Source organism: Parafrankia sp. BMG5.11 (genome assembly GCF_004337455.1).
The window spans coordinates 24,244-48,969 of sequence record NZ_SJXI01000042.1 but is presented as its reverse complement, the minus strand read 5'-3'; the positions used below and the strand labels follow the sequence as shown (position 1 = coordinate 48,969).

General features: G+C 70.8%; 15 protein-coding genes. 12 read left to right on the top strand and 3 right to left on the bottom strand.

From position 1 onward, the window contains the following. Window positions 1-365: 365 nt before the first annotated feature. The 12 genes from E0504_RS51425 (at window position 366) to E0504_RS27365 (ending at window position 20,923) form a co-directional block, all read left to right on the top strand. Window positions 366-1,199, top strand: coding sequence for a hypothetical protein (locus E0504_RS51425; RefSeq protein WP_200835257.1), 834 nt, complete (start codon window positions 366-368; stop codon window positions 1,197-1,199). A gap of 33 nt (window positions 1,200-1,232) precedes the next feature. Next, window positions 1,233-2,873: an Hsp70 family protein gene (locus E0504_RS27420; protein WP_112106032.1), complete on the top strand. Its 1,641-nt coding sequence runs from the start codon at window positions 1,233-1,235 to the stop codon at window positions 2,871-2,873. Between the two features lie 83 nt (window positions 2,874-2,956). Further along, window positions 2,957-5,704, top strand: a complete 2,748-nt coding sequence (locus tag E0504_RS27415) for a hypothetical protein (RefSeq protein ID WP_131626077.1) — start codon at window positions 2,957-2,959, stop codon at window positions 5,702-5,704. Window positions 5,705-5,708: 4 nt separating this feature from the next. Continuing rightward, window positions 5,709-6,887, top strand: coding sequence for a hypothetical protein (locus E0504_RS27410; RefSeq protein WP_112106034.1), 1,179 nt, complete (start codon window positions 5,709-5,711; stop codon window positions 6,885-6,887). A gap of 17 nt (window positions 6,888-6,904) precedes the next feature. After that, entirely contained in the window at window positions 6,905-9,568 is a 2,664-nt protein-coding gene (locus E0504_RS27405) for a GTPase-associated protein 1-related protein (RefSeq protein ID WP_131626076.1), read from the top strand. Between the two features lie 81 nt (window positions 9,569-9,649). After that, window positions 9,650-11,194, top strand: coding sequence for a hypothetical protein (locus E0504_RS27400; RefSeq protein WP_131626075.1), 1,545 nt, complete (start codon window positions 9,650-9,652; stop codon window positions 11,192-11,194). Between the two features lie 54 nt (window positions 11,195-11,248). After that, window positions 11,249-11,890 (top strand): hypothetical protein, encoded by a 642-nt coding sequence (locus E0504_RS27395; protein ID WP_071065124.1) that lies wholly within the window; start codon window positions 11,249-11,251, stop codon window positions 11,888-11,890. Between the two features lie 94 nt (window positions 11,891-11,984). Then, complete coding sequence (locus E0504_RS27390) at window positions 11,985-15,128, top strand: CHAT domain-containing protein (protein WP_131626074.1); 3,144 nt, start codon at window positions 11,985-11,987, stop codon at window positions 15,126-15,128. A gap of 326 nt (window positions 15,129-15,454) precedes the next feature. After that, window positions 15,455-17,113: a carotenoid oxygenase family protein gene (locus E0504_RS27385; RefSeq protein WP_131626073.1), complete on the top strand. Its 1,659-nt coding sequence runs from the start codon at window positions 15,455-15,457 to the stop codon at window positions 17,111-17,113. Window positions 17,114-17,486: 373 nt separating this feature from the next. Beyond that, the gene (locus tag E0504_RS27375) at window positions 17,487-18,065 is read left to right on the top strand and encodes a hypothetical protein (RefSeq protein ID WP_373693940.1); all 579 of its coding nucleotides are present in this window, start codon (window positions 17,487-17,489) and stop codon (window positions 18,063-18,065) included. A 179-nt stretch (window positions 18,066-18,244) separates the two neighbouring features. Next, window positions 18,245-19,819, top strand: a complete 1,575-nt coding sequence (locus E0504_RS27370; protein ID WP_207974592.1) for a PepSY domain-containing protein — start codon at window positions 18,245-18,247, stop codon at window positions 19,817-19,819. A 252-nt stretch (window positions 19,820-20,071) separates the two neighbouring features. Then, the gene (locus E0504_RS27365; RefSeq protein WP_112106040.1) at window positions 20,072-20,923 is read left to right on the top strand and encodes an SAM-dependent methyltransferase; all 852 of its coding nucleotides are present in this window, start codon (window positions 20,072-20,074) and stop codon (window positions 20,921-20,923) included. A gap of 125 nt (window positions 20,924-21,048) precedes the next feature. Here E0504_RS27365 and efeB read toward each other — a convergent pair whose 3' ends face one another. The 3 genes from efeB to efeU form a co-directional block, all read right to left on the bottom strand. Continuing rightward, on the bottom strand, window positions 21,049-22,467 hold the full coding sequence (gene efeB, locus E0504_RS27360) for an iron uptake transporter deferrochelatase/peroxidase subunit (RefSeq protein ID WP_112106041.1): 1,419 nt from the start codon (window positions 22,465-22,467) through the stop codon (window positions 21,049-21,051). Next, a complete protein-coding gene (gene efeO, locus E0504_RS27355; RefSeq protein WP_131626071.1) occupies window positions 22,464-23,645 on the bottom strand; it encodes an iron uptake system protein EfeO in 1,182 nt (393 codons plus the stop codon). The genes efeB and efeO overlap by 4 nt, the downstream gene beginning before the upstream one ends. 86 nt (window positions 23,646-23,731) lie before the next feature. Continuing rightward, entirely contained in the window at window positions 23,732-24,643 is a 912-nt protein-coding gene (gene efeU / locus E0504_RS27350; protein ID WP_131626070.1) for an iron uptake transporter permease EfeU, read from the bottom strand. Window positions 24,644-24,726 lie beyond the last annotated feature (83 nt).

Below are 24,726 nucleotides of genomic sequence, written 5' to 3'. Positions count from 1 at the left end.
ACTCTTTTCAGACACCCTCTAGGACATCGGGGGACGTCATGATCTTTTTTGTCACGCCCAGCGCCGGTCTCACGTGTCGCTGCCGCCGGTCCGGTGGCGCACCCGGATTCCCCGAGGTGGCCACCGGCCCGGATCCGGGCAGTAGCCCGTAGATCTGTTTGCGCGGCGTCAGACAAGTACGTACTTCGCGACAGCGTTTTCTTGCCTGAGAGAAAGCATCCGCCGCACCGGAGCCGCACCGGCCCACCTGTGCTCATCGCGGAAGATGAAATCCGCGACGCGTCCGGATCTCAGCGACGGCGCGGGGAGGCGCCACCGCACGGTCGTCCATCGCGACACAGTCGTCTACCGATTGGCCTGCCGACATGCACGAAGATTCCAGCCGACCCCTGCCGACGGGGCCCGACCCGACCGCTGGCGGTCCGGTCGGCAACGACGCGGGCGCCGGCACCCGCACACCACCAGCTGACGCCACCAGCTGGTGGAACGGCGACCCCATGGTGCCCGCGGCGCCCGGCGAGGACACCCCGCCGGCCGCCGGCGCCCCGGAGCCGGGCGGGTCGGTCCCATGGGACGCCGGCGAGCCGGACATGCCGACCGCCGCCGTGCTCGTGTCGGTCGTCGAACGCCTGGCCGCCATCGAGGCCACGCTCACCGACTTCCACCGGCGGGCCGATCATCGGGAAGCCGTGATTGACCGGCTCCACGAGGAACGCCTCGAACAGCGCTCCGGTGTCCGTCGCGCGCTGCTGGACCCGATCGTGACCGATCTGATCAGGTTGTACGACGGCCTCTCGGCCGAGTCGGAACGCATGTCCGGCGGTGGCGACTCCCGTACCTCGAACCTGCTCGCCAGCTTCGCCGACGACGTCGAGCTCGCGCTGGAACGGTGTGGTTTCGACCTGGTCCGCCCGCAACCCGGAGACCGGTTCCAGTCCGGGGCCCAGCTTGCCGCGTCAGTCGTGCCGACCGACGACCCCGCCCGGCACAACACCGTCGCGGAGGTCACCCAGGTCGGCGTACTGGAGCGGGACACCGGCCGGGTGCGACGCCCCGCGCGTACCCGGGTTTTCCGCAGCCGGCGGCCTGGTTCCGAGGGCAGCGACGCCACCGAGGCATCCCCAGCCACCGCGGCGCCCCCGGCACCCCCGGCGCCCTCCGCGCCGACGCCGCCCAGCCCTGCTCAATCCGGTCTCTGACGCCAACCCGGTCTCCGACACCTGCGAGGATCCATGGCAACCTACGGTATCGACCTGGGGACGACCTATTCGTGTGTCGCCTACATCGACGACACAGGGCGGCCCGCCGTCACGAAGAACATGGTCGGCGAGGACACCACGCCCTCGGTGGTCTACTTCGAGACTCCTGACAACGTGGTCGTCGGGCGGGACGCGAAGAACTCGGCGAAGCTCGAGCCCGACCTCGTGGTGTCGCTCATCAAGCGGCAGATGGGCCAGGACGTCGAACTCTCCTTCCACGGGAGCACGCACACTCCGGAGAGCATCTCCGCACTGATCCTCAGCGAGCTGGCGCGAGCGGCGACGGAGTTCACCGGCGAACCAGTCCGGGACGTCGTGATAACGGTGCCCGCGTACTTCGGCGTGGCCGAGCGGGAGGCCACCCGGAACGCGGGGCGGATCGCCGGCCTGAACGTCCTGAACGTCGTGCCGGAACCGGTCGCCGCCGCCCTGCACTACGAGGTCGTCGCCCCCGCCGGCGAACGCACGATCCTGGTCTACGACCTGGGCGGTGGAACGTTCGACACGACCGTCATCCGAGTCGCCGGCAACGAGATCAACGTCGTCTGCACCGACGGCGACCACCATCTCGGTGGCGTGGACTGGGACGAGAGGATCGTCCGGTACCTGTTGGAGGGTTTTCTCGCCGAGCACCCCGATTCCGAGGCAGGCGACAACGAGGACTTCCTCCAGGAGCTCACGATCGCTGCCGAGGAGATGAAGAAGGCGCTGAGCAGTACCACGTCGCGCCGGCACAACATGCGTTTCGGCGGCGACACCGCACGGCTCGAGCTGACCCGCGAGGAGTTCGAGCAGATCACCGGCGAGCTGCTCGAACGGACCCTCGACATCACCGAGCGGACCGTCACCACCGCCCGGGAGAAGGGCGTGACGTCGTTCGACGATGTCCTCCTCGTCGGCGGCGCCACCCGGATGCCGGCCGTCGCGGCCCGCCTGAACAAGCGATTCGGCTTCGAGACGAAGCTCCACGACCCCGACCTCGCGGTCGCGAAAGGGGCAGCCCGGTTCGCGCTCATCGAGTCGGTGAAGCTCCAGCTCCCCGAGGACTCGGACGCGGCACCGGGAACACAGGGCGACTCCCATACGTCCGCCTCGCCGGCGGCCGTGCAGCGGGTCGCCGACCAGCTGGGCATCACGACCGAAGCCGTCCGCCAGCTCGCGGAGAAGAAGGTCCGGACGGTCGTGCCCCGCGCGTTCGGCATCAAGGTCGTGGATAGCGCGGACCCCGCTCTGAAGCGGCTGAAGGTCGAGCACATCCTGCCGCCCAACACGCCGCTGCCCGCCTCGCCCGACACCGAGCGGTTCGGGACGGTCGAGGACAACCAGACCGGGATCGAGATCGAGATCTGGGAACAGGCCGGAGCCACGGTCTCCCCGGAACTCGCCGACAACGCGGCGATCGGCCGGGGTCTCATCAGCGGCCTGCCACCGCTGCCGCGTAACTCCCCGATCGACGTCACCTTCACCATGAACGAGACCGGCGTGCTGCGGGTACACGCGGTGGAGCTGAAGACGGGAAAGGACCTGCACATCGAGCTGCAGATTCAGGGCCTCACCGAGGAACAGGTCGAGAAGGCGCGCAACGCCGTGGCACGGTACACGCTCAGCGAATAGCCGCCCGTCCGAGGGTGCGGCGGGCATCTACGCCGCGCCGGCGGGACCGGCGAATGGACTGCACGTCATCGGGGGTCTGAGGAATGGCGTTCGACGTCGAGGCGTACCGGAAGGGCGTCGTTGATCCCGCCCGGAAGCAGGGAGTGCCGAACGACCTCTTCACGCGCTACGCGCTGGACGAGGCCACCGCGGGTGACAAGGAGCTGTTCGAGGCGCGGGTCGAGGAGGTCACGAAGTACTGGCGGACTCTGAAGCTCAAGAAGACCCACGCCGCCGTCGCGGATGCCCTGCTCGCGGCGCACGCGGAGCTGAAGGGCTCCGGCCAGCTCACGCTTGCGGCCTTCCGGGAACGCCGCGAGCGGGCGCACAAGGAGGAACAGGAGTACCTGGACCGCCTCGTCACCGCGCTGGCCGCGGCGAACCCGTGTATCAGCGAGACGATGGTGGGCCGCCTGATCTCGGGGACCGCGGGGGCCGCCGGTGCGGGCAGCGGCGGGGGTGCACTCGACGCGACGACCGTCCGGGCCGCGCTGAAGCGGCACAACCTGCGGGTCATGGACCGGGAGTGGAAGCTCCCGGTCGGCCCGCCGCCGAGTCAGGCGCGCTCGTTGCGCGAACCGCTGGCCGTTCTCGGCCTGCGCCTGTCCGCCGACGTCGTCTTCGGCGCCGAGCGGGTCCGGGCCGGCTTCAGGCTGCGGGACGGCTTCCGGCTGGTGTCCGAGCCGGCCGTCGTCGACGAGCAGGAGGTGACCCGGGCCCGCCAGGCCCGCGCCCGCGCGGCCCAGGACGAGCGCCAGACCGCGGCCGAGAACATCTTCGTGATCATCCTGGGCTCGGTGCGCTCCCCGGCCGGGTACGACACCCTGATCGGCTGGGAGGTCGTCGAGGCGCTGCGCGGCGGGGTCGAGGCGGGTCTACCCGCTCGCGCGATCGCCGACCAGGCGGCTTCCCTGGGCCTGGTCCTGGAGGAGGCCGAGGAGCTGGCGGTCACGCTCGCCGAGGCCTGGCGGGGTGGCGCAGCCGGGTCCGGGAACGCCGTCCAGGAGATCCACGACGCGCTCGCGGCCGGTCGGCTGCGCGCCGCTCGCCAGCTTGCCGCCGCGTTGCCGGACGCCGAGCGGGCCGAGATGTCCGGACAGGTCGAGGCGGCCGAGGCCAGGGTCCGGACGTTGCTGACCGGGGCGGACGAGGCATGGTCGCGTCACCGGCCGGAGGAGACCGCCGCGCTGCTGGCCGAGGCTGCCGAGATCGCGGCCGATCACGACGACATCCAGGCCCGGCTCCGCGCGATCCCGCCGCCGCCACCACCGTCGGTCGAGGCGGGGGCCGACGGGACCCGGGTGAGCGTCCGGTGGGCACCCAGCCCCGCCCGCACCGGCGAAGTCGCCTACCGGCTGGTGCGCGCGACCGGCCGAGCCGCCACCACGCCTGACGCCGGGGAGCCGGTCGCCGAGACACCGGCCAACACCGCGGTCGACGAGACCGCTCCACTGGGCGAACGGGTCTTCTACACGGTCTTCGCCACCCGCACCGAGGGCATCTGGTCGCCGGGTGCGGATGCCGCCGCCGTTCTCCTCACCCCGGAGGTCCGGGATCTCGTGCTGGCGACCGACGCGGAGTCGGTGACCGGCACGTGGCGGGCGCATCCGGGGATCCACGAGGTCAACGTGCGCCGGACCGAACGTGGCATGACCGGTCGCGGGACAAGGCCGACCTCCGTCACGGCCACCGGCTTCACCGACATGCGCCTGCGGTCGGGCACGGCCTACCAGTACCGGATCGAGGCGGTGTACCTCGGAGCGGACGGGGCTCGGCGCGTCTCGGCCGGGCTGGTCGTCACGGCCCGGCCGGAGCGGCCGCCTGAGGCGGTGAGCGACCTCGCCGTCGAGCTTCCCACCGAGACGGCATCGTCCCCGTCCGGGACGTCGACCCGGTCGGACGGGTTGTCGGCGCTCGTTGTCTGGACGCCGCCGACAAGCGGGACGGTGCAGGTGCGGATGGCCTCCGCGGCACCAAGGTGGGCCGCGGGGACCACTGTGTCAGCCGCGGATGTCTCCCGGCACGGCGTCGCGCTGCCCGGCGCACCCGTGACCCGGGCCGACGGACGGGTCGCGCTGCCCGTCCGCCCGCGGCACGGCCGCGCCTTCCTCACCGCGGTCACCTGCGCCGCCGGCGGCTCCGTCGCGGTCGTCGGCGCCACGGTGCCGATCTCGCTGGCGGACGCGGTCCGCGGGCTCACAGCGGCTCGGTTCGGCGATGCCGTCCGGCTGCGCTGGGACTGGCCGGAGGGCGCGAGCCTGGCACGGGTCCAGTGGTACCCGGCCGGCTCCACAGGCGACGGGCCGACCGGTGAGGTGGAGATCCGACCGCGGCGCTACATCGACAGCGGCGGGCTGGAGATCCAGGTCGGCTCGGATCCGGTCACCGTAGCGGTCCGGACGGTGACCGGCGAGGAGGAGGACCGTGTGGTCTCCCCGCCGGTCACCGTGCTCGTCCCCGGGCGCGGTGTCGAGGTGACCTACGAGCTCCGGCCGGCGCGGCTGCCCTGGCCGCGGCGGGCCGTCCTCGAGGTGGTGTGTGACCGCACCTGCCGGCTGCCACCGCTGGTCGTCGTCGGCAGGTCGGACGGGATCCTGCCGCTGAGCGCCACCCATGGCACCGCGCTCGCCCGTCTCCCGGCGCGCGACGTCACCGCTCGGAAGCGGGCGCTGATCACACTTCCGGCGCCACGGCGCGGCGCCTGGGGGCTCGCCTGCTTCGTCGACCCCACCGCGCCACCCGAGGACGCGAATGCCCAGGTGACGTTGGTCCGCGCCCGACGGAGGAGGTGACCCGATGAGCAGAAAGCTGGTCTGCCCGTACTGCTACCAGCAGTTCGGGGAACGGGAGATCTGGTTCCGGTGCTCCGGGCGGCCAGGCCCCACCGGAAAGTCCTGCTCCAGTCAGCGGGATGAACGCCTGGCGAAACGGATGGGATTCACCGGCCAGCTTCCGCCGGCGTTCTCGGCGGACGGCCGGAAGCTGTCCGCCGTCCATTCGGACTGTCGAGCCGACACGAACTACCGGTTGTGCCCGGAGTGCCACAGTCAACTTCCGGTGCACTTCGGAAAGATCGAGAATCGGCTCATCGCGCTGGTCGGTGCGAAGGAGAGCGGCAAGACCGTTTTCATGACCGTCCTGCTGCACGAGCTGATGCACTCGGTCGGAGTCCGGTTCGACGCGTCGGTGCTGGGCGCGGATGACGAGACCCGGGACAGCTTCCGCAAGCGGTACGAGGCCCCGCTCTACGACAACCACCAGCTGGCCGCCCCCACACAGCGCTCGACGACACCGATGTCACGCCGGCCGCTGGTGTTCACCTTCACAGCGCGCGGGCGCGGCCTGGGCCGCCCGCGTCAGGAGCGGACCGTGCTGTCCTTCTTCGACACCGCCGGCGAGGATCTGAACTCGGCGGACAGCGTCGAACAGAACGTGCGCTACCTCGCCAGCGCCGCCGGCATCATCCTGCTGCTCGACCCACTGACGATGCGCGGTGCCCGGGGCCAGGCGGACCCGGACGCCCCACGCCCGCACGAACAGGGCCTGGACAGCCCGGTGAGCGTCCTGGGCCGCATCACCGAACTGCTGCAGCGGGCGTTGGGGACGAAGCCCTCCCAGCTGATCGGCACCCCGATCGCCGTGGCGTTCTCGAAGATGGACGCGCTCACGCGCGGTCTGCCCGAGGAGAGCCCGCTGCGGCGGTCGCAGCCGGTCGGCTCGCGCTTCGACGCGGCGGACAGCAGGGACGTCCACGACCACGTGCGCGCGCTGCTCGACGAGTGGGAGGGGTCGTCCATCGACCAGACCCTGCGCCACAACTACTCGCGCTACCGGTATTTCGGGCTGTCGGCACTGGGGGCCGCCCCCACCGCCGACCGGCGGGTGGCGACCGGGGTGGTCCAGCCCTACCGGGTGGCCGACCCGTTCCTCTGGCTGCTGAGCGAATTCGGCGCCATTCCCAGGACAAAAGGCTGACGGCGGAAGAGGCCGAGATGGTGTTGAAGCAGCTGTACTACACGTCGTGCGAGGTCGGCCTTTCGGGATACCCCGGATTCCAGTTCAATGCGGCGAGCCGCGGGGTCGCGCCGGAGGTGATGCGGCGGGTCGAGTCCTTCACCGCCTACGACCCGCCGGGCTCGCTGCCCTACAACGCGGATGCCGCGGCGCTCGCGGCCTGCCCGGTGAATCTCTGCTTCGAGCCGGCGGAGGACACCGGCGTGCTGGCGAACGTCGTCTTCGTGGGCACGGACTACTCGAACCGGTTCGGGAACTACTTCGCGCACGCGTTGGTCAGCGAGGACGTCGCCGCCGATCTCGGGGAGGCGTTGCCCATCGAGCTGTGGGGCGCCCCGATCTGGACGGCCAGCCCGAGGACCGACGGCGCCGAGCTGCCGGAGCTGGCCGGGCCGCCGCCACGGGGAAGGCTCGACCGTCGGCACGTCGCCGCCTTCCTGCGTACGCATCCCGGCCGCGCCGCACTGCCCGCCCTGGTGTCCGCGGCGGCCAGGGTGATCACCGGCGAACGGCGAACGATCGTGCTGATCGAGCGGGACAGCGGGGCCGCCGCGAACTGGATCGGCGCCGTCTCCTACCTGCTGCCGCCGGCGCTGGCCCGCCGGATGTCCTTCGCCACCTACCACCACCGGCCCGCCTACAGCGACCTGCACCTGGTCGCGACGGTGCCCGACGCCGACGTCGACCGCGGTGACGGCGCGTTCGCGAGCTTCCTCCAGTTCGACATGCCGGCCAACCGGAGCAGCCAGGTGCCGGTCGAGCCGTGGGCCGCCCTGCTGGCCGAGACCGGCGTGGAGAACGCGGCCGAGCTGTGGGCCGCCGCGGCCGAGCTCGGCGGCGGCCTGCCCGGCCGCTCGGGGGAGTGGCATCCGCTGCTGGCCGCGGCGCTGTTCCGGCACGGTCACCATGCCTCCGGCGCCGGGCCGGCGGTGACCGCCGCCGCCGCGACCGCCGCGCGCTGGCTGGGCCGCCAGGCACCCTCGCTGGACGCGCGAACTATCGAACTGATCGGCGTCGGGGCTCTGGGGGTCCTCGCCGGGAGCCGGCCGCCCGGCACCGGCGCCGCACTCACCGCCCTCGCGGCGGCCGCGGCGGAGGCCGGCGCCGCGCCGCTGGCCACCGAGATCGAGAAGCTCGCGGTGGACATCGAGGTGGACGGGCTGCTGGCGCACGAGCCCGTCAAGGGTGCCGGCGGCGCCGACGCGGTGCCGCTCAGGTCGCCTGCCGGTCGCGCCCACGCCACCGACCGCTGCACGCGGGCCCTGCGCAGATGCACCGCCGAGGTGGCGGTCGATCTGCTCCTCCTGGCTGCCCGGGAGCGGCTCGACCTGGACAGCGCCCTGCTACGGACGGCCGGAGAACGCGTCGTCGGCCCCCGGCTGCTGGCCGAGCCGACCGAGGCGACGGCACGGCTGGCACGTGGCTGGCCCCAGCTGCGGACGGGGGTGGTGCATCACCTCGCCGCGGTCGCGGCCCGCGAGCCGGACCGTCTCGTCGAGGCGCTCACGCACGGCCTCGGTGAGGCGCTGGACGACGACGACACGCGCGCTGCCCCGGCTCTGCACGAAGCCCGGCTGATCGCCGCGTCCCGCCGCGACCCGCGGCTGCGGATCGACATGCTGGCGGAGATCGCGGTGCTGCGGGCAAGCGGTCCGGAATCGACGGGCACACCGGCCGTGGACGCGGACCTGTTGCGGCGCATCTGGCCGCACGGAAGCTGGACGCCGGGCGAGGCACTGCGCGCGCTTGAGGTGCTCGACGACGCCAGCCTGAATGCTCCCGCCACCGTGGCCTGGCTGAACGCCGTCCTCACCCGCGAGTGGCCGGCGACGGCCGCAGCGGACGGCGACCATCTCGAGGACCTCGAAGCCCTCTGCCGCGCGCTCGAGGGAAGGTCAGCCGCGTCCCGACTCAGTGACCCCGCACGCGCGACGATCACCCGGATGACCACGGTCGGACGCAGACTGGCCGCCGCCACCGGCCCCGGCCGCCAGGCCGCCGTCCTGACCGCCGGGCTCGACCGGATGCCCGAGACGCAGCGGGCACACCACCTCGGCAAACTGACCGACCTGCTGAACAAGGCACCGACCGGGGACCTCCCCGAGATCTTCGCGTCGTGCCCCGCGGAGGCCGTGGAGCACTACCTGCTCGACGTCGACACCTATCTCAGGGCCGACCGTGCCCAGACGGACATCGCCGGCCGTCTCTTCTACGCGGTGGTCGTCCTGCGGCGCAATCCGTCCCGCAAGGTCCGCGTCGTCGCCACGGTCATCGAGGACCGCCTGCTGGACAGGCTGATCACATGGCACTGGCAGGACCTGCGCACCCTGCATGTCTGGATCAGGAAGCTCGATCCCGCGGTGGCCACGGACTTCGCCAACTGGCGGGACCTCAACGCCGCCGGATGGCTGCGCCGGACCCTGACGCGACGTCGGCTGGAGAAGGAGGCCGACGCGCCACGGAGGGCGGCGGAGAAGAAGGCCCGGGCCGAGCGGAAGGCCGCGGCGGAGAAGAAGGCCGCCGCCGCGCAGAAGGCCGCCGACAAGAAACGCTCGGGAAGCGGAGGGAAGAGCGGTAAGAACGGGAGATCTGGGACGGAAGCCCAAGGGAAGGCTGCGGCGAAAAAACGGAACCCTCGTTAGCCGACCGTCACTGTTCTCCAGTTCTGCGATTCGGGGACGCATCCATGAACCACAGCTCGCGGGCGGGGAGGTGAGGCGAGGATGGGCTCACTGATCCTGCTGATCATCGCAATCTGGCTGGCCTTCTTTTTCTTCACCGTGCCCGGGCCGTTCATCGCCGGCGCCGCGGCCCTGTACGTCGCCGGGGCACTGGTCGTCGCCTATTTCCAGGAATTCGGCCGGGCGATGGGGCTGGGCCCGAACCCCGCCGCCGCCACGCCGGAACAACCGCCGCCGCGGCGCACCGAGGACGGGAAGGAACCGGCCTACCGGCAGTACCTGTTCGGACAGGCCCGTCACGATCTACGGCACGCGCACGGTCTCGTCTGGCCGCGGCTGGCCGCGCTCGGCCGGAATCACCGGCGGTGGGTGAAGAACACCTTCTTCGGCTACGGGGCGATGGACTGGCACTGGCCGGTGGGCGTCGTCCTGATGGTCGGCCTGTTCGCCGGGACGATCCTGGGCCTCGCCGTCATCTCGCTGGTGGCGACGGCCCAGGGCGTGGTGCTGCTGGCCGTCTTTCTGCTGGCGTTCCTCGGGATCTACCTGCTGCGCGGCATCGACACCGTCCTGCTGTGGATCCGCGGGGTGCGCATCACCTGCCCGTCCTGCTACCGGCGCGGCTTCTACCCGTCCTACGAGTGCCGGAACTGCACCGTCCGCCACCACGACGTGCGGCCGGGCAGGTACGGCGTCGTCCGGCGCGTCTGCGCGTGCGGGGAGCGCCTGCCCACCCTGCTGCTGCTGGGCAGCCACCGGATGAACGCCTTCTGCGCGCACTGCGAGGCTCCGCTGGCCGAGAGCGTGGGCACCGCCGCGGAGGTGGTGCTCCCGGTGTTCGGCGCGGCCGGCGCCGGCAAGACCCGGCTGATGATCGTCATCATGATGGCGGTCGAGGCGATCGCCGGACGCAGCGGCGCCACCCTCACCCTGGCCGACGAGGACACCCGGAAATGGGACGCCCAGGCCCGCCGCGAGCTCATCAGGTCGGACAAGGTCGCGAAGACCGGAATCCGGCTTCCCCGCGCCTACTCGCTTTACGTCGAGCCGCGGCGGGGCGGCCGGCGACTCATCCACGTCTTCGACCCGGCCGGCGAGTACTTCAACGAATCCGAACGCCTGCAGGAGCTGCAGTTCCTCACCCTCGCGCGCACCTTCCTGTTCGTCGTCGACCCCCTGTCGGTAGACGCGCTGTGGGCCCGGCTCGACCGCGCCGACCAGAACCGGTACAGCGGCGTCCGGGCCAGGCGCGAACCCGAGTTCGTCTTCGCGCAGACGGTCCAGAACCTCGAGGCGATGGGCGTGCGGACGAAGAAGGCCCGGCTGGTCGTGGTCGTGAGCAAACGCGACCTCGTCAGTCGGATCCTGATCGAGGACGGCGTGGAGGACGGCGAGGAGGCCCTCGTGCGCTGGCTCGACGAGAACCTGCACCAGGGAAACATGCTGCGGTCCATGCGGCACGCGTTCGGCGAGGTTCAGTTCTTTCTCACCACCTCCATCATTTCTGACGACAGCCGGGTCGACGACAGCATCGAGAAACTGACGTCCTGGACGCTCGCGCGACAGGGCCTGCGGCTTTCGGGGTGATATCTCGATGAACACGAGAACGGCAACACCGGACGTCCCCGCGGAGCGGGGGCGGTGAGCTCCGTGGAGATACAGCCGTACCGCCGCTGGCGGCAGGCCCTGTTCTGGATATCCATGCCCCTGGGCGGGCTGGCGATCCTCGTGATCGTGGGTCTCGGCGCGACGGTCGTGGCCGCGAACCGCCCGAGCGACAACCACAGCCGGTCGAGCTACTCGGGCCCCACCGGCACCTACACGGACATCACCACCCGGGCGTCGGTCTCGGCCAGCCGAACCGCTCCCCCGGCCCTGGACGGCGCGGGCGCGACGATCAGCTACGACGCGACGAACATGGTCGACGGGACCCCGTCGACCGCCTGGCGCGCGCCGGGCGACGCCACGGATGTCGCCATCGTGTTCACGCTGCCCGAACCGGTGCGGCTCGCCGCCGTCGGCCTCGTTCCCGGCTACGCCAAGCAGGACCCCGCCACCGGCGTCGACCGATTCACCCAGAACAGGCGTATCTCCCGGGCGCGATGGGTCTTCGAGGACGGGACCTCCGTCGAGCAGGTATTCCAGGACACCGCAAGAATGCAGAGAACGTCGGTGGACGTGGTGACGGGACGCATCCTCCTTCAGGTCCTCGCGACCGTCCCCGGCAGCCCCGACTTCGACTTCACAGCCGTGTCGGACACCCAGATCGTCGCGTCATCCTGAACAGCGCAGAGAATTGACCAGCTGTGACACCGCAAAGGGTAACTGCAGTGCGTGGTAAGCGGGATTCGGGAGGGCGGGGCTGATGGCCGGGCAGATGACGGTGATTCGGACCGCGGCTGTGCCCTGCGCGGAGGTCGACGAGGCGGTCGCCGAGGACGAACGGGCGCTCGGAGCCGCGACCGACCTCGTGGCGAGGATCGCGGCGGCCCAGAACCTCACCATCTCCCTGCAGTCGCGCTTCCACTGCCATCGGGATCTCGCGGACCTCGACCGGGCCATCGAAGTGATCAACGAAATCGGCCGGGATGTCGACACGGCTCATCCCGGCCGGCTCATGCTCGACGCCCAGATGATGTCCTGTCTGATCACATCCACCCGGCTGGAGGATGCCAGGCGGGCGCGAGAGCTCGGAGCGCGGCTGTACCGTCTGGCGGGCCAGCTGGGCGAGATAAGGGCGGGTGTCGCCGTCATGCTGGGCATGGCCGCCATGGTCTGCTTCCGGCACACGTCCTCCGTCGAGGACGCCGAGGAGTTCGTCGTCCTCCTCGAGGAGGCGGTCGGCGGCGTTCCGGCCAGCTCGCCGTCCAGGCTGATCGTCCAGGGCGCACTGATCGCCGCGCTGTCCGTGCGGTACCGGCTCAGCCCGAACCGCGAACGGGATCTGGACCGTGCGGTCGAGATCTTCGACGAGCTCGACCCGGCAGCGAGCGGCGGAGACAAAGAGGGAGTCGTCCGCTTCGCCTGCGGCGCGCTGGTCGACGGCCTCGTCGACCGGCACGAACGGCACCACGACCCGGCCGACCTGCGGACCGCGCGGCGAATCCAGGACTACATGCCGGTCGGTGAGGCGAGTGGTGGCCTGACGGAGAGCCCCGCGGCGTGGCATCCTCAGGCCTTCCGGCACTACTCCTCGTTTCGGCAGACGCAGGACCCCCAGTTCCTCGATCAGGCTATCGAGGAGCAGGACCGCGCGATGAGCGACCCGAGCCGGTCCGGCAAGCAACGCGCGAGTTACGCCTACATGCTCGCGATCTGCTGTTTCACGCGTTTTCTCCTCTACCGGGGCCGCCGGTTCGGGGATCTGAACCGGGCCATCGACCTCGTCCGCGAGGCACGCCAGGACTGGCGCGACTTCACCCTCGTCCACAGTTCCGCGCAGCTGCTCGCCCGTTTCCTCATCCAGCGCCACATGAGCCTCGGACGCCCGGCCGATCTCCGCGAGGCCCGCGTCGTGCTGGAGTCGGCGCTGCGGACCGGAGAGGTGGAGAACCGGACGAAGTCCTCGATCCTGATGCTGCTGGCCTACTGCGAGGCGGTCCGGGCCGAGCGCGACGGCGACGACGAGGCCGCGGACCGGTCGATGGACCGCTTCGAGGAGCTCACCCGCCTGATGCCGGAAGGGTCGATGGAGGCGATGGCGGTGCAGACGACACTCGCCAACGCGTTGCAGTCCAAGGCGTCCGCGAGCCAGCTTCCCGAGGACGCCACCCGGGCGTACCGGGCGTCGCGCGCGGTGTGCTCGCACGCGGGCGCGAGTCCCCTGGCGACGGTGCCGTGCGCCGAGGGCTGGGGCCATCTCGGCTGGCGGCGGCAGGACTACGCGGAGGTGGCGGAGGCGTACGGGCACGCGGTCACGGGCCTGCAGGCCATCTCCGTTCTTTACCCGCGGCGCGAGGACAAGCAGGACTGGCTGGGCCGCGCCGGGTCGATGGCCGCGCGCGCGGCGTTCGCGCTGGCCCGCCTCAACCGGGCCGAGGAGGCGGTCGAGGTGCTCGAGGCGGGACGGGCCGTCCTGCTTTCGGAGGCCCTGGACCGCCAGCGGGTGGACCTGGACCGGCTGGGCGCGGTCGGTCACGGCGAGCTGCGGGAGCGGTACGAGCGCGCCGCGGCCCGCGGCGCCGAGGCCGAGCGCAGCTTCGAGCCCGACTTCGACATGGAGTACGTCCCGGTGTTCGATCCCACCCTGCGGGATCCCGAGGCGCCACTGCGCGAGCTGGCCACCGAGCTCGGTGACGCCCGCGAGGAGCTGCGGCGGGTGGTGGGCGAGATCAGGTCCGTGCCGGGCTACGAGTCCTTCCTCCTCCCTCCCTCGTTCGCCGACGTCCAGAGGGTCACGCGGGCCGACCGGGTCCCGTTGGTCTACCTGGCGGCCACGCCACGGGGCGGCCTCGCCCTCGTCGTCACCGCGTCGAAGGTGACCCCCGTGGAAGTGGTGTGGCTGCCCGAGCTGACCCTGGCCAACCAGCGCAGGTGGGTAGGGCGGTGCGTCCAGGCCGCCGAGGAGGACGACCTCGACGCTTACGAGGAGGCGTCCCGATGGCTCGGCCGGGCGGTGATGGACCCGGTGCTCAGGCTGCTCGCGCCGTACCGGCGGGCCGTGCTCATGCCCGGCGGCCTGCTGGGCTCCGCGCCGCTGCACGCGGCGAGGCTGGCGGAGACCGTCGGCGGCGCGGGCACCTACGCGCTCGACCGGCTCACCCTCGTCTACGCGCCCAGTGTCCGCGCGCTCGCCGCCACCCGGATCGCGCCGGGCCCGGCCCGCTCGGGTGATCTGCTGCTCGCCGTGGCGGACCCGGCCTCCTCGGGTGCCGACCCGCTGCCGGGTGCCCAGGTCGAGACCGACATCGTCGCGGCCCATTTCGGCCCCGAGGCCCAGGTCCTGCGCGCCGGACAGGCAACCCGGGCGAGAGTGCTCGCGGCGATGTCCGGATCCGACGTGCTGCACTTCGCCTGCCACGGGGTGGCCGAGCCGATGGATCCGCTCAGCAACCGGCTTCTGCTCGTCGGCGACCAGTCGATGACGTTGCGGGACATCGGCGGGCTCGACCGGATGAGCCCCCGGCTGACCGTGCTGTCGGCCTGCCAGACGGCCGTCATCGGTGACGACCTGCCGGACGAGTTCGTCAGCCTCGCCACCGGCCTGCTGCAGGCCGGATCGCCGGGCGTGGTGGCCACGCAGTGGTCGGTGGACGACGTCGCCAGCGCCGCCCTGATGGCCCGCTTCTACCAGCTCTGGCGGGATGACGGAGTGGAAACGGCGGAGGCCCTGCGGCGGGCGCAGCTCTGGGTGCGCCGGACGACGAACGGCGAGAAGGTCCGCGAGTTCCCGGATCTCCTCCGCATACCCGACTACGGTCCGCCGACCGACGCCTCGCCGGCCGTTCGCCATGCCTGGGAGACCCGACGGGCCCACGAGCATCCCGTCTACTGGGCCGCGTTCACCTTTCTCGGCAGATAGGTCATCCCACGGCGAACCGCACCGCGGTCACGGACACGGTCACGCCAATAGATCCATCAGTTGAAATTATTCAACCCGCATCGCCCCGGAAATTCCACTAGCATTTCATTGTAAGCCCCGCGTCTGGCGGCGGTCCCAGTTTCTCCATCTCGGGCAAACAGGCCTGACCATGGCAGCCCTCGCTCCCGCCAGAACGCGGCCCGGTTCCCGCATGTCAGTACCTTTCCGAGATCCGCGCCTCGCTCCTGGCAAATCCTCACCGGGCACCGCCGGTCGCGACCGAGTTCTGAATTCAGCTCGCCGAGCCGAACTCCGAAGGAAACGACATGAGTCACGCACTTCACCATGCCCTTGAGCCGAGTGCCGAATACAATGTCGACCTGACGGTGACTGCCGGGCGCTGGCCCGACGGGCTGGCCGGGAACGTCTTCGTCATCGGGCCGTCGCAGCCGACCGCCGTCGACTTCATGTTCGCCGGGCCGGGCCTGCTCACCCATGTGGACCTCGAGACCAGGCACTGGCGGACGAAGCGGGTCGTCACGCCCGACCTGGCTCTTCTCGGCGGCCTCAGCCGGGCGTTGCCACCGGCCGAGCTGGCGGGACTGACCGCCGGCGGACGGCCGTCCCTGACGAACGTGTCGCCGCACTTCTTCGGCGACCGGCTACTGCTCACCGGGCTGAGCCAGCGGCCGGTCGAGTTCGACCCGGCGACGTTGGAGTTCAAGACGTTTCTCGGCGGGGTCAGCGAATACCCCGAGGTCGTCGCGCATCCCCTGTTCCCCGGTGTGCGGACGGCGGCGCACCCGGTCGAGGACCTCGACGACGGTTGCATGTGGTGGTGCAACACGAACCTCCGTCCCCGGGGTTCGTCCACCTCCGACATGGAGGGACCCATGTGGGTGGTGCGCTGGGACGGGCACGGCGACGTCGAGACGTGGCACGTGCCCGGCGCGCACCTGACCCAGGGCGTGCACGAGATGACAGTGACCCAGGACTACGTGATCTTCACGGAGATCGGGTTCCAGCCCGAGCCCGGCACCGTCGCCGGACGTGGCCGCACCAAACCGCATCTGCCCTTCACCGACATCTATCTGGTGGCCAAGCGCGACCTCACCGTCGCCCGGCGGGGCCGCAGCGTGCCGGTGACCCACGCCCGCGTCCCACGCGAGTCGTTCCACCACTTCGCCGACTACCGCCAGGACGGCGACGACGTCACGATGTACCTCGCTCATTCGAACGGCTGGGATCTCAACTACGCGCTCACCGATGCCGACAGCGTCTGGGGAACCGGATCCGGCCTCGCCAAGGGCCTGCACGGCTTCGTCTCCGCCCCGGTGGACGCTTCACCGGTCGGCCGCTACGTGATCGACGGCCGAACCGGTGAGGTCAGGGACAGCCGTGTCTTCCTGGACGCGGAACGCCACTGGGCCACGCTTCTCTATGGCCGTGACATGCGGCGGCCGGGGCTCGAGCGCGGCCGCTACCTGTGGCAGTCGTACTGGGGATGCGACACCGAGATGCTGGCGACCCGGATCGTCGAGATGTACCGGGATCACCCCTATCGCGTTGTCCCGGTGGACCAGTTGCCGTCACGGGAGATCCCGTCGTCCCTGGTGTGCATTGACCTGGAGACGATGACCGAACAGTCGGCCTGGTCATTCCCCGCCGGCACCACCAGCGAGTCACCCGTGTTCGTTCCCGACCCCGCGGGCGGCCCCGGCTGGGCGGTCATCTTTGTTCACTACTCCGACCGGACCGAACTTCAGGTGTTCGACGCCCTGTCTCTCGGCGCGGGGCCCGTCGCCGTCGCCACCGCCGAGGGCCTCAAACTGTCCGTCCAGTTCCACTCCGCGTATCTGCCCAGCATCCGTCTACGTGACACGGGCTACGAACGTTCGTTCGCGGCCGACCTCGGCGACGGCTGGCGGGATTTCTCGCCGTCCGCCCGCGGTGTGATCAGTAAGGTGCTCGAGCAGTACGGCTGAGCGGAGGTTCGGTCTCGATCCCGCCGAGCTGCCCGCCCACCTTGCCGAACGTGGCCTGACGCTGGTCTCGGATCGGTCCGCGGGATCAGTCCGCGCGCGATGCCGCCGCACATTATCTCGAACCATTCGGTCGGCACGAGCCGGCAGCCGCCTTCTATCGCATCGCGGCGGCACGGGTAGTCGGCCACCAGGCCTGACCAGGCTGCGCCTGGCGCGCGTCTTTACGAGGGCGGCAGGCGATCGCCACGGCCGCGTCATGCGCCGCCCGCATTGTGCGGGCAATCAGCTGGGTCACGTTTCCTTTTGTGGCTAAGATACTGATCTTGTGAGCTGGGCGGCGACACCGGTCGGGCGGGGTGTGCGTGCCTCGACGGTGGCCGGGTTGGCGGTCGCTCTCGCCGTTCTCGCGCACGTGGCGGCCTGCGGTGAGCTGCCGAGCTCGCCCGTGACCGCCTGCGGTGGTGCCCTCGCGGCCCGCGTGTGCTGGGGCAACGCCGCCCGGCGGATGTCGCCGCGGCGTATCGCGGGTCTGGTGGCCAGCGTCCAGGCCGGCCTGCATCTGGCATTCGCCATGACCGTGCCGCCGGAGCCCGGGGCGAACACCCATCACGGCTTCTCGACCGGGACCGCGAGCACGGCTCACGGCGCCACGGGAATCGACCTCCTGCCCGGCGGGCCCAGGATGGCGCTGGCGCACGTCGGCGCCGCGCTGCTGCTGGCATGGTGGCTCTCCGCCGGAGAACGACTGCTGTGGCGGGCCGCGCGTGGGGTCGCGGTGGTGGCGCGCCGGGCGGTCGGCCACCTGCGCCGCCGGCGACGTCCGGCTGTGGTCTGCCCGCTGCCCGCCCGCACGGAGCCGCGGCGGCGGCCTCCGGCGCGCCGGGCCCCGCAGCTGGCCCAGCTTGTTCATCTGGTCGTTCGCAGAGGTCCACCGAACCTGCTTCCGGCCTGATCAGCACCGCCAGAGCCGTCCGTCGCGCACAGGCCGGACGGCCTGTTCGCGATGCCCGGATCCGGCCTGTCGCCACCCGTCCGCATCTGACGCGGCACGGGATCCGACCGCGGCCACTGCCCGTGTGCGACGCCGCGGCGGTGCCGCATGTCCTCGACAAGCCTGTTCGGAGAACCCCTGTGACCACGATCGACCAGGCGGGGCTGCCCCCCGACGACCAGACCACCCCTCCCACCGACGCGTCCGTACCCGACCCGTCGTCCCCTGGCCCCTCGTTCCCTGGCACGTCGTCCACCGACACGTCGAGTTACCCGCCCGTGTCGACGTCCGGTGGAGGGCGGCGGCTGCTGCTGCGGCTGCACTTCTACGCCGGGGTGCTGGTCGCGCCGTTCCTGGTGGTCGCCGCGCTCACCGGTCTCGCGTACACGATCACCCCGCAGCTCGACCGGCTGGTCTACGCGGACGAGCTCTACGTCGACCAGGCCGGCCCGGCGCCGCGGCCCCTCGCCGAGCAGATCAACGCCGCGCTCGACGCCCATCCCGAAGGCACCTTCAGCTCGGTGCTCACCGGAGACGCGCCCGACCGGACCACCCGGGTGGTCCTGAACGTCCCCGACCTGGGCGACAGGCAGCGCACCGTCTACGTCGACCCGTACACGAGCCGGGTCCAGGGCGAGCTGACCACCTGGTGGGGCAGCACGCCGCTCACCACCTGGCTGGACGACCTGCACCGCAACCTGCATCTCGGCGCGTTCGGCCGGCATTACTCGGAGGTCGCGGCGAGCTGGCTGTGGATCATCGCCCTCGGTGGCCTGGTGCTGTGGCTGGGCCGGCGCCGGCGGGCCCGCCGGGTGCGCCGGGTCCTGTTGCCCGACCTCACCGCCCGCGGGCGACGACGCACGATGGCCTGGCATGGGAGCCTCGGCGTCTGGCTGCTCATCGGCCTGCTGTTCCTGTCCGCAACCGGTCTGACCTGGTCTCGCTACGCCGGGGCGCACTTCTCCTCCGCCCTGGACGCCGCCGACAGTCACACCCCCGATCTCGACACCGCCCTGCCCCAGGCTGCCCCCGCGGGCGGCAACCGTGGGATCGGTGGGAGCAGCGGGATCGGTGGAGAACACGAGGGCCACACCATCGCCGGTGCCACCGAGACCAGTTCCTCGGACGCGGCAGGTGTGGACAAGGTGGACCGGATCATCGCCGCCGCGCGCGGGGCGGGCCTCGACGGACCCGTTGAGATCACACCACCGCCCGAGGCCGGCACGGCGTGGACTGTGGCCCAGACCGACCGGCGCTGGCCGGTACGACTCGACCAGGTGGCGGTCGACCCGGCTGACGCCAGGGTGGTCAACGAGGTGCGCTGGGAGAGCTGGCCGCTGCTCGCGCAGCTCACCAAGATCGGCATCGCCGCGCACATGGGCGAGCTGTTCGGGGTGGCCAACCAGATCCTGCTGGCCAGCCTCGCGGGCGGCCTGGTCTGCGTGATCGTCTGGGGCTACCGGATGTGGTGGCAGCGCCGTCCCACCCGAGCGGACCATGCAGGCATCGTCGGCCCGGCCCCCACCCGGGGCACCTGGCGGCGGGTACCCAGGCCCGCGCTGGTCGCCCTGGTCCTGGTCACCGCCGCGGTCGGCTGGGCGCTGCCCGTGCTCGGAGTGACTCTCCTGGCCTTCCTCGCCCTCGACGCGACCGCCGGGCTGGTTCGCGGCCGGCGCCGCCAACGGACGGACGGGAGCCCCACCCAACCGGCGTGACAGGCATCAGACCAACGTGACGTCCACCCGCTGCGCCGGAAAGCCGGGCAGCGGGTGGACCTGCGCGGACCGACGGCGGAGTGACGGCGGAGTGACAGTGGTCGGGAACATCTGGCTTCGACTTACCGTCCCCCCGAAAAGCTATAGATCAGCAACAGGCATGGCCTTTCGATCCCACGGGCCCATCTTTGAGATGATCCGGGAACCGGATCATCCGATCCTTGATCATGACGGTGGCACGGGAGATCAGGCATGACGAACAACACTCCCGGTAAGGGGCGCTGGCGGAAGTTGATGGACGAGATCCCGACCGTTGATCTTCGGACCGACCTTCCGCATTCCGCCCGCATGTACGACTACTACCTCGGTGGGAAAGACAATTTCCCCGCCGACCGGGCCGCCGCGGACCAGGCTCTCCATGCCTTCCCCGGACTGCAGGTGACCGCGCGCCAGAACCGGGCGTTCCTCATCCGGGCCACCCGCCACCTTGCCGGTGAGCTCGGAATACGCCAGTTCCTGGACATCGGCACCGGCATTCCCACCAGCCCGAACCTCCACGAGGTCGCGCAGGGGATCACCCCCGAGGCAAGAGTGGTGTACGCGGACAACGACCCGATCGTGCTCACCCACGCCCGCGCCCTGCTGACCAGCAGCCCACAGGGGCGCACCGCCTACCTCGACGCCGACATCCGCGACCCGGCCCGGATCCTGCGCGCACCGGAACTGCTTGACACCCTCGACCTGACACAACCGGTCGCGCTGTCCCTCGTCGCGATCTTCCACTTCATTCCGGATTCCGACGACCCCTACGGCATCGTCGGCACCCTCATGGACGCCCTTCCCGCCGGCAGCACCCTGACGCTCACCCACGTCACACCCGACTTCGCCCCGCAGGAGGTGGAACGGCTCGCCGAGATCTACCGGAAGCAGGGAATCCCCGCCCGGCCACGTACCCACTCCGAGGTCGTCCGCTTCTTCGACGGTCTGGACCTCGTCGACCCCGGGGTGCAGCTCCTGCACCGCTGGCGCCCCGACGACGACACGCCAACCGGCCTGACCGACGCCGAGGTCGGCGGATACGGGGCCATCGCCCGCAAAGCCTGACACCCGGCGAGCAGCGAGAGGAGATGGCCGTGGAGACGGGCCCGGATCCCGGCGGTCGGCCCAGAAGCGGTCATCGAGAACGACGGCGGTGCGCGACGGACAGGCCGGCCGAGTCGACCGTGTTGTCAGGCGAAGAGCTTCTGGCCCCAGTACTGTCCTGGCTGGACGCCCGGCGGGCAGGCGTACAGGCCGCTGCCGACGTGCTGGATGTATTCGTTGAGCGCGTCGTTGGACCTGCCGGCCAGTGATTTCTGAATTGTGACGAACTGGGTCCGCGGGTCCCGCTGGTAGGCGATGAAGAACAGCCCGGCGTCGAGGCGGCCGAGGTTGTCGGTGCCGTTGGTGAAGGAGTAGCCACGGCGCAGGATCACGGCGCCGTTGTTCTGGGTCGGGTGGGCGAGCCGTACGTGGGCCTTGGTGTCGACGACCAGCTCTCCGGCGGAGTCCTTCGCCGCGAAGTCCAACGGGTCGAACTCGTCCTGTTGGCCGAGCGGAGCTCCGCTTCCCTTGGTGCGGCCGATGACCCGTTCCTGCTCGGTGAGCGGGGTGCTGTCCCAGGGCTCGATGAGCATGCGGATGCGGCGGCTGACGAGATAGCTGCCGCCGGTCATCCAGTCCGGCGCGTCGCCGGGCTGGACCCAGACGTGGGTGTTCATGGTGGGCGTGTCCTCGGCCCTGATGTTGGCGGTGCCGTCCTTGAAGCCCATCATGTTGCGCGGGGTGATCTGGTCGGTCGAGGTGGAGCTGGTGCGGCCGAACCCGAGCTGGGAATAGCGCACCGAGGCGGTGCCCCGGGCGAGACGGGCCAGGTTGCGGATGGCGTGCACGGCCACCTGCGGGTCGTCGGCACAGGCCTGCACGCACAGGTCGCCGTCGCTGGAGGCTGGGTCGAGGGCGTCGCCGGGGAAGGCAGGCAGGTCGGCGAGCTGCGCCGGTCGCGAAGCGGCGATCCCGAAACGGTCCTTGCCGTTGGCATCGGTGAACAGGCTGGTGCCGAAGCCGAGTGTGAGGGTCAGCCGGGCGGGCGACAGCCCCAGCGCCTCACCGGTGTCGTCCGGCGGGGAGCCGGGCGCACCGGTGACAGCGCCGGTGCCGACGTCCAGCCCGGCGGTCATCCTGGACGCCGCGTTGGTCCAGGCGGTGAGCAGCGCGATCAGGTCGTCGCGGGTGGCCGCCGGGCTGAGGTCGAAGGCGGCGAAGTGCAGCCTGTCCTGTACCGGGGTGACGATTCCGGCCTGGTTCGAACCGAAGAACGGAACCCTCTGGCCCGACCCCGGCGACTCCTCCTCCGAGTTGGAGGCGACGAAGCCGGCGGCGGTGCCGCCCGCGCCGACAGCCGCGGCGCCACCGAGGAACGCGACCATGCGGCGACGACTGAAACCGCGTGCCGCGGGCGCCGGCTGGCTCCCGCGGCCGCTGCGCGGGCCATCGGCGTCGGCGTCGCCAGCGGCGCCGGCGCCGCTGGCGGTGACGGCGGTGACGGCGGTGGTGGGGTCCTCGGTGGCGACGGCGTCCGGGCCGCTGGGATCAGGCAGTCGGCTCACTTGCTGGTCACGACTCCGGCGATCTGTCCGATGGGCTCGGAGATGGCGTCGACCTCGACGGCGAGGGCCTTGACCTCGTCCTGGGTGAGGCTGTCGTAGGAGATGTACGGGCTGCCGGGGATGTAGCCGCTGTCCCCCGGCTTGGCCAGGTGCTTGTCGAGCAGGCTGACCAGCACGGGGAAGCGCTTGTCGAGCGTCGCCACCAGCTCCGGGTCCTTCTCCTGCAGGGCCGGGCGCAGCGCGCTGTAGACGTACTTGGCGCCGTCGACGTTGCCGGCGAAGTCGACCAGGTCGATGCGGGAGTAGCGCTCCTCCTCACCGGTGACCTTCGACGCGGCGACCTCGTCGAGCAACGACTTCGCCCCGTTGGCCATGACCAGCGGCGTGAGCTCCACGGTCTTGATCAGCTCGTTGAGCTTGCCGACGTTCGTGGTCAGTGCCGTGGCGAGCGGCTGGGTTCCGTCCAGGGTGTTCCCCTCGAACAGCTTCTGCTCGATCGCGTGGAAGCCGACGAACGGGGTGTCGGGCGTGGCGTCGTCGATGCGCATGTCGATGAGCGGGTCGAGGTCGCCGAAGGACTCCGCGATCGGCTCGATGCGCTCATAGTGCAGTCGGACGTTCGGGTAGGCCTCTTTGGCCTTGGCCAGGTCACCCGAGTTGATCGCCTCGACGAACCCCGCGGTGGTGTCGACCAGCGCCTGGGTCTCGGACCCGACGTACGTCTTGTACGAGGTGACCGCGGTCTGCAGGTTCTGGTCGAGCGTCTGCGGCGGCGCGGCCTCGCCGGTAACCGTGAGCGCGGTGCGGATGCCGTCGCCCACCATGCCGGGCTTGCACGCCACCTGGTACCTGCCGGCCGGCAGATCGACGATCAGGTTCCGCTTCGTCGACGGGCCGACGTTCTCGACCTCGCCCATGATCCGGTCGCCGTCGGCGTAGACGTAAACCTCGGTGACCTGCGACGCGGTGTTGGTGACCTCGAAGGTGTGCCGGCCCGCGGGCAGTTCCGCGCTGGCCACCTTGCAGTCCTTGTCACCCGCGTTCACCGCGATCGGTCCCCCGCCGGCGCCGGACGAGCCGGCGTCAGTCGAGTTGTCCGACGAGCAGGCCGCGGCCAGGGTAGCGGCCACGACGACAGGACAGGCCAGGCGCATGACGCGGCCGACAGGCGATTTCACCGGTTCTCCTCAAGGTTTCTGGCGATGCGACAGATGGATCAGCCGTAAGTGGCGGCACCCGCCGCCGCGGTGGCCGTCAGCAGCCGTCAGCTGGTAGATCCCGACGGGACGGGCGGCGGCCCACTCGGCTCGCTCGGCTGGCTCGGCTCGCTCGGCTGGCTCGGCTGGCTCGGCTGGCTCGGCTGGCCGGACCGGATCCGATGACCGAGGAAAAACAAGGTCATGACCGGGACGATGTAGGCGGCCCAGGCGATCGCCTGGGCGACGGTGGTCTGCGGGGTGAAGTTGAAGACGCCCTTGAGCAGGGACCCGTACCACGACCCTGGTGAGATCTGCTCGCTGACGTCGAAGGCAAGGGTGTTCAGCCCGCCGATGACGCCGCCCTCCTGCAGGTCGTGGATCGCGTAGGCCAGCACCCCGGCCGCGATCACGATCAGGCCGGCGCCCGTCCAGGTGAAGAACCGGGCGAGGTTCAGCCGGACCGACCGCCGGTACAGCAGCCAGGCGAGCACCACCGCGGTCGCGATGCCCAGCGAGAAACCGATCACCGGCTCCGTCGTGCTTCCCGCGGCCTGCACCGCCGACCAGAAGAACAACGCGGTCTCCAGGCCCTCGCGGGCCACCGAGAGGAAGGCCGTGAGGACGACGGCGAAGGTGCCCAGCTCCAGTGCCGAGGAGAGCCGTCCGTCCAGCTCCGCGCGCATACTGCGGGCGGTGCGACGCATCCAGAAGACCATCCCGGTGACGAACACCACCGCGATCGCGGACATCGTGCCGCCGAAGATCTCCTGGCTCCTGAAGTCCGCGAGCAGGCTCGTCGACGTGTACGTCAGCAGCGCCCCGAACGTGACGCTGACAGCGACCGCCAGGGCCACCCCACCGGCGACGACCACCAGCCGGTCCCGTCGGCCAACCTTGACCAGGTAGGCGATCAGGATGCTCACGACCAGCGCGGCCTCGAGGCCTTCACGCAGGCCGATCAGGTAGTTGGCGAACACGACACTTGATCCTCCAGATCAACAACTATCCGGCGATAGTTGTTGAAGGTTAGGCATACCTAATAGTTACCGAAAACGCAAGC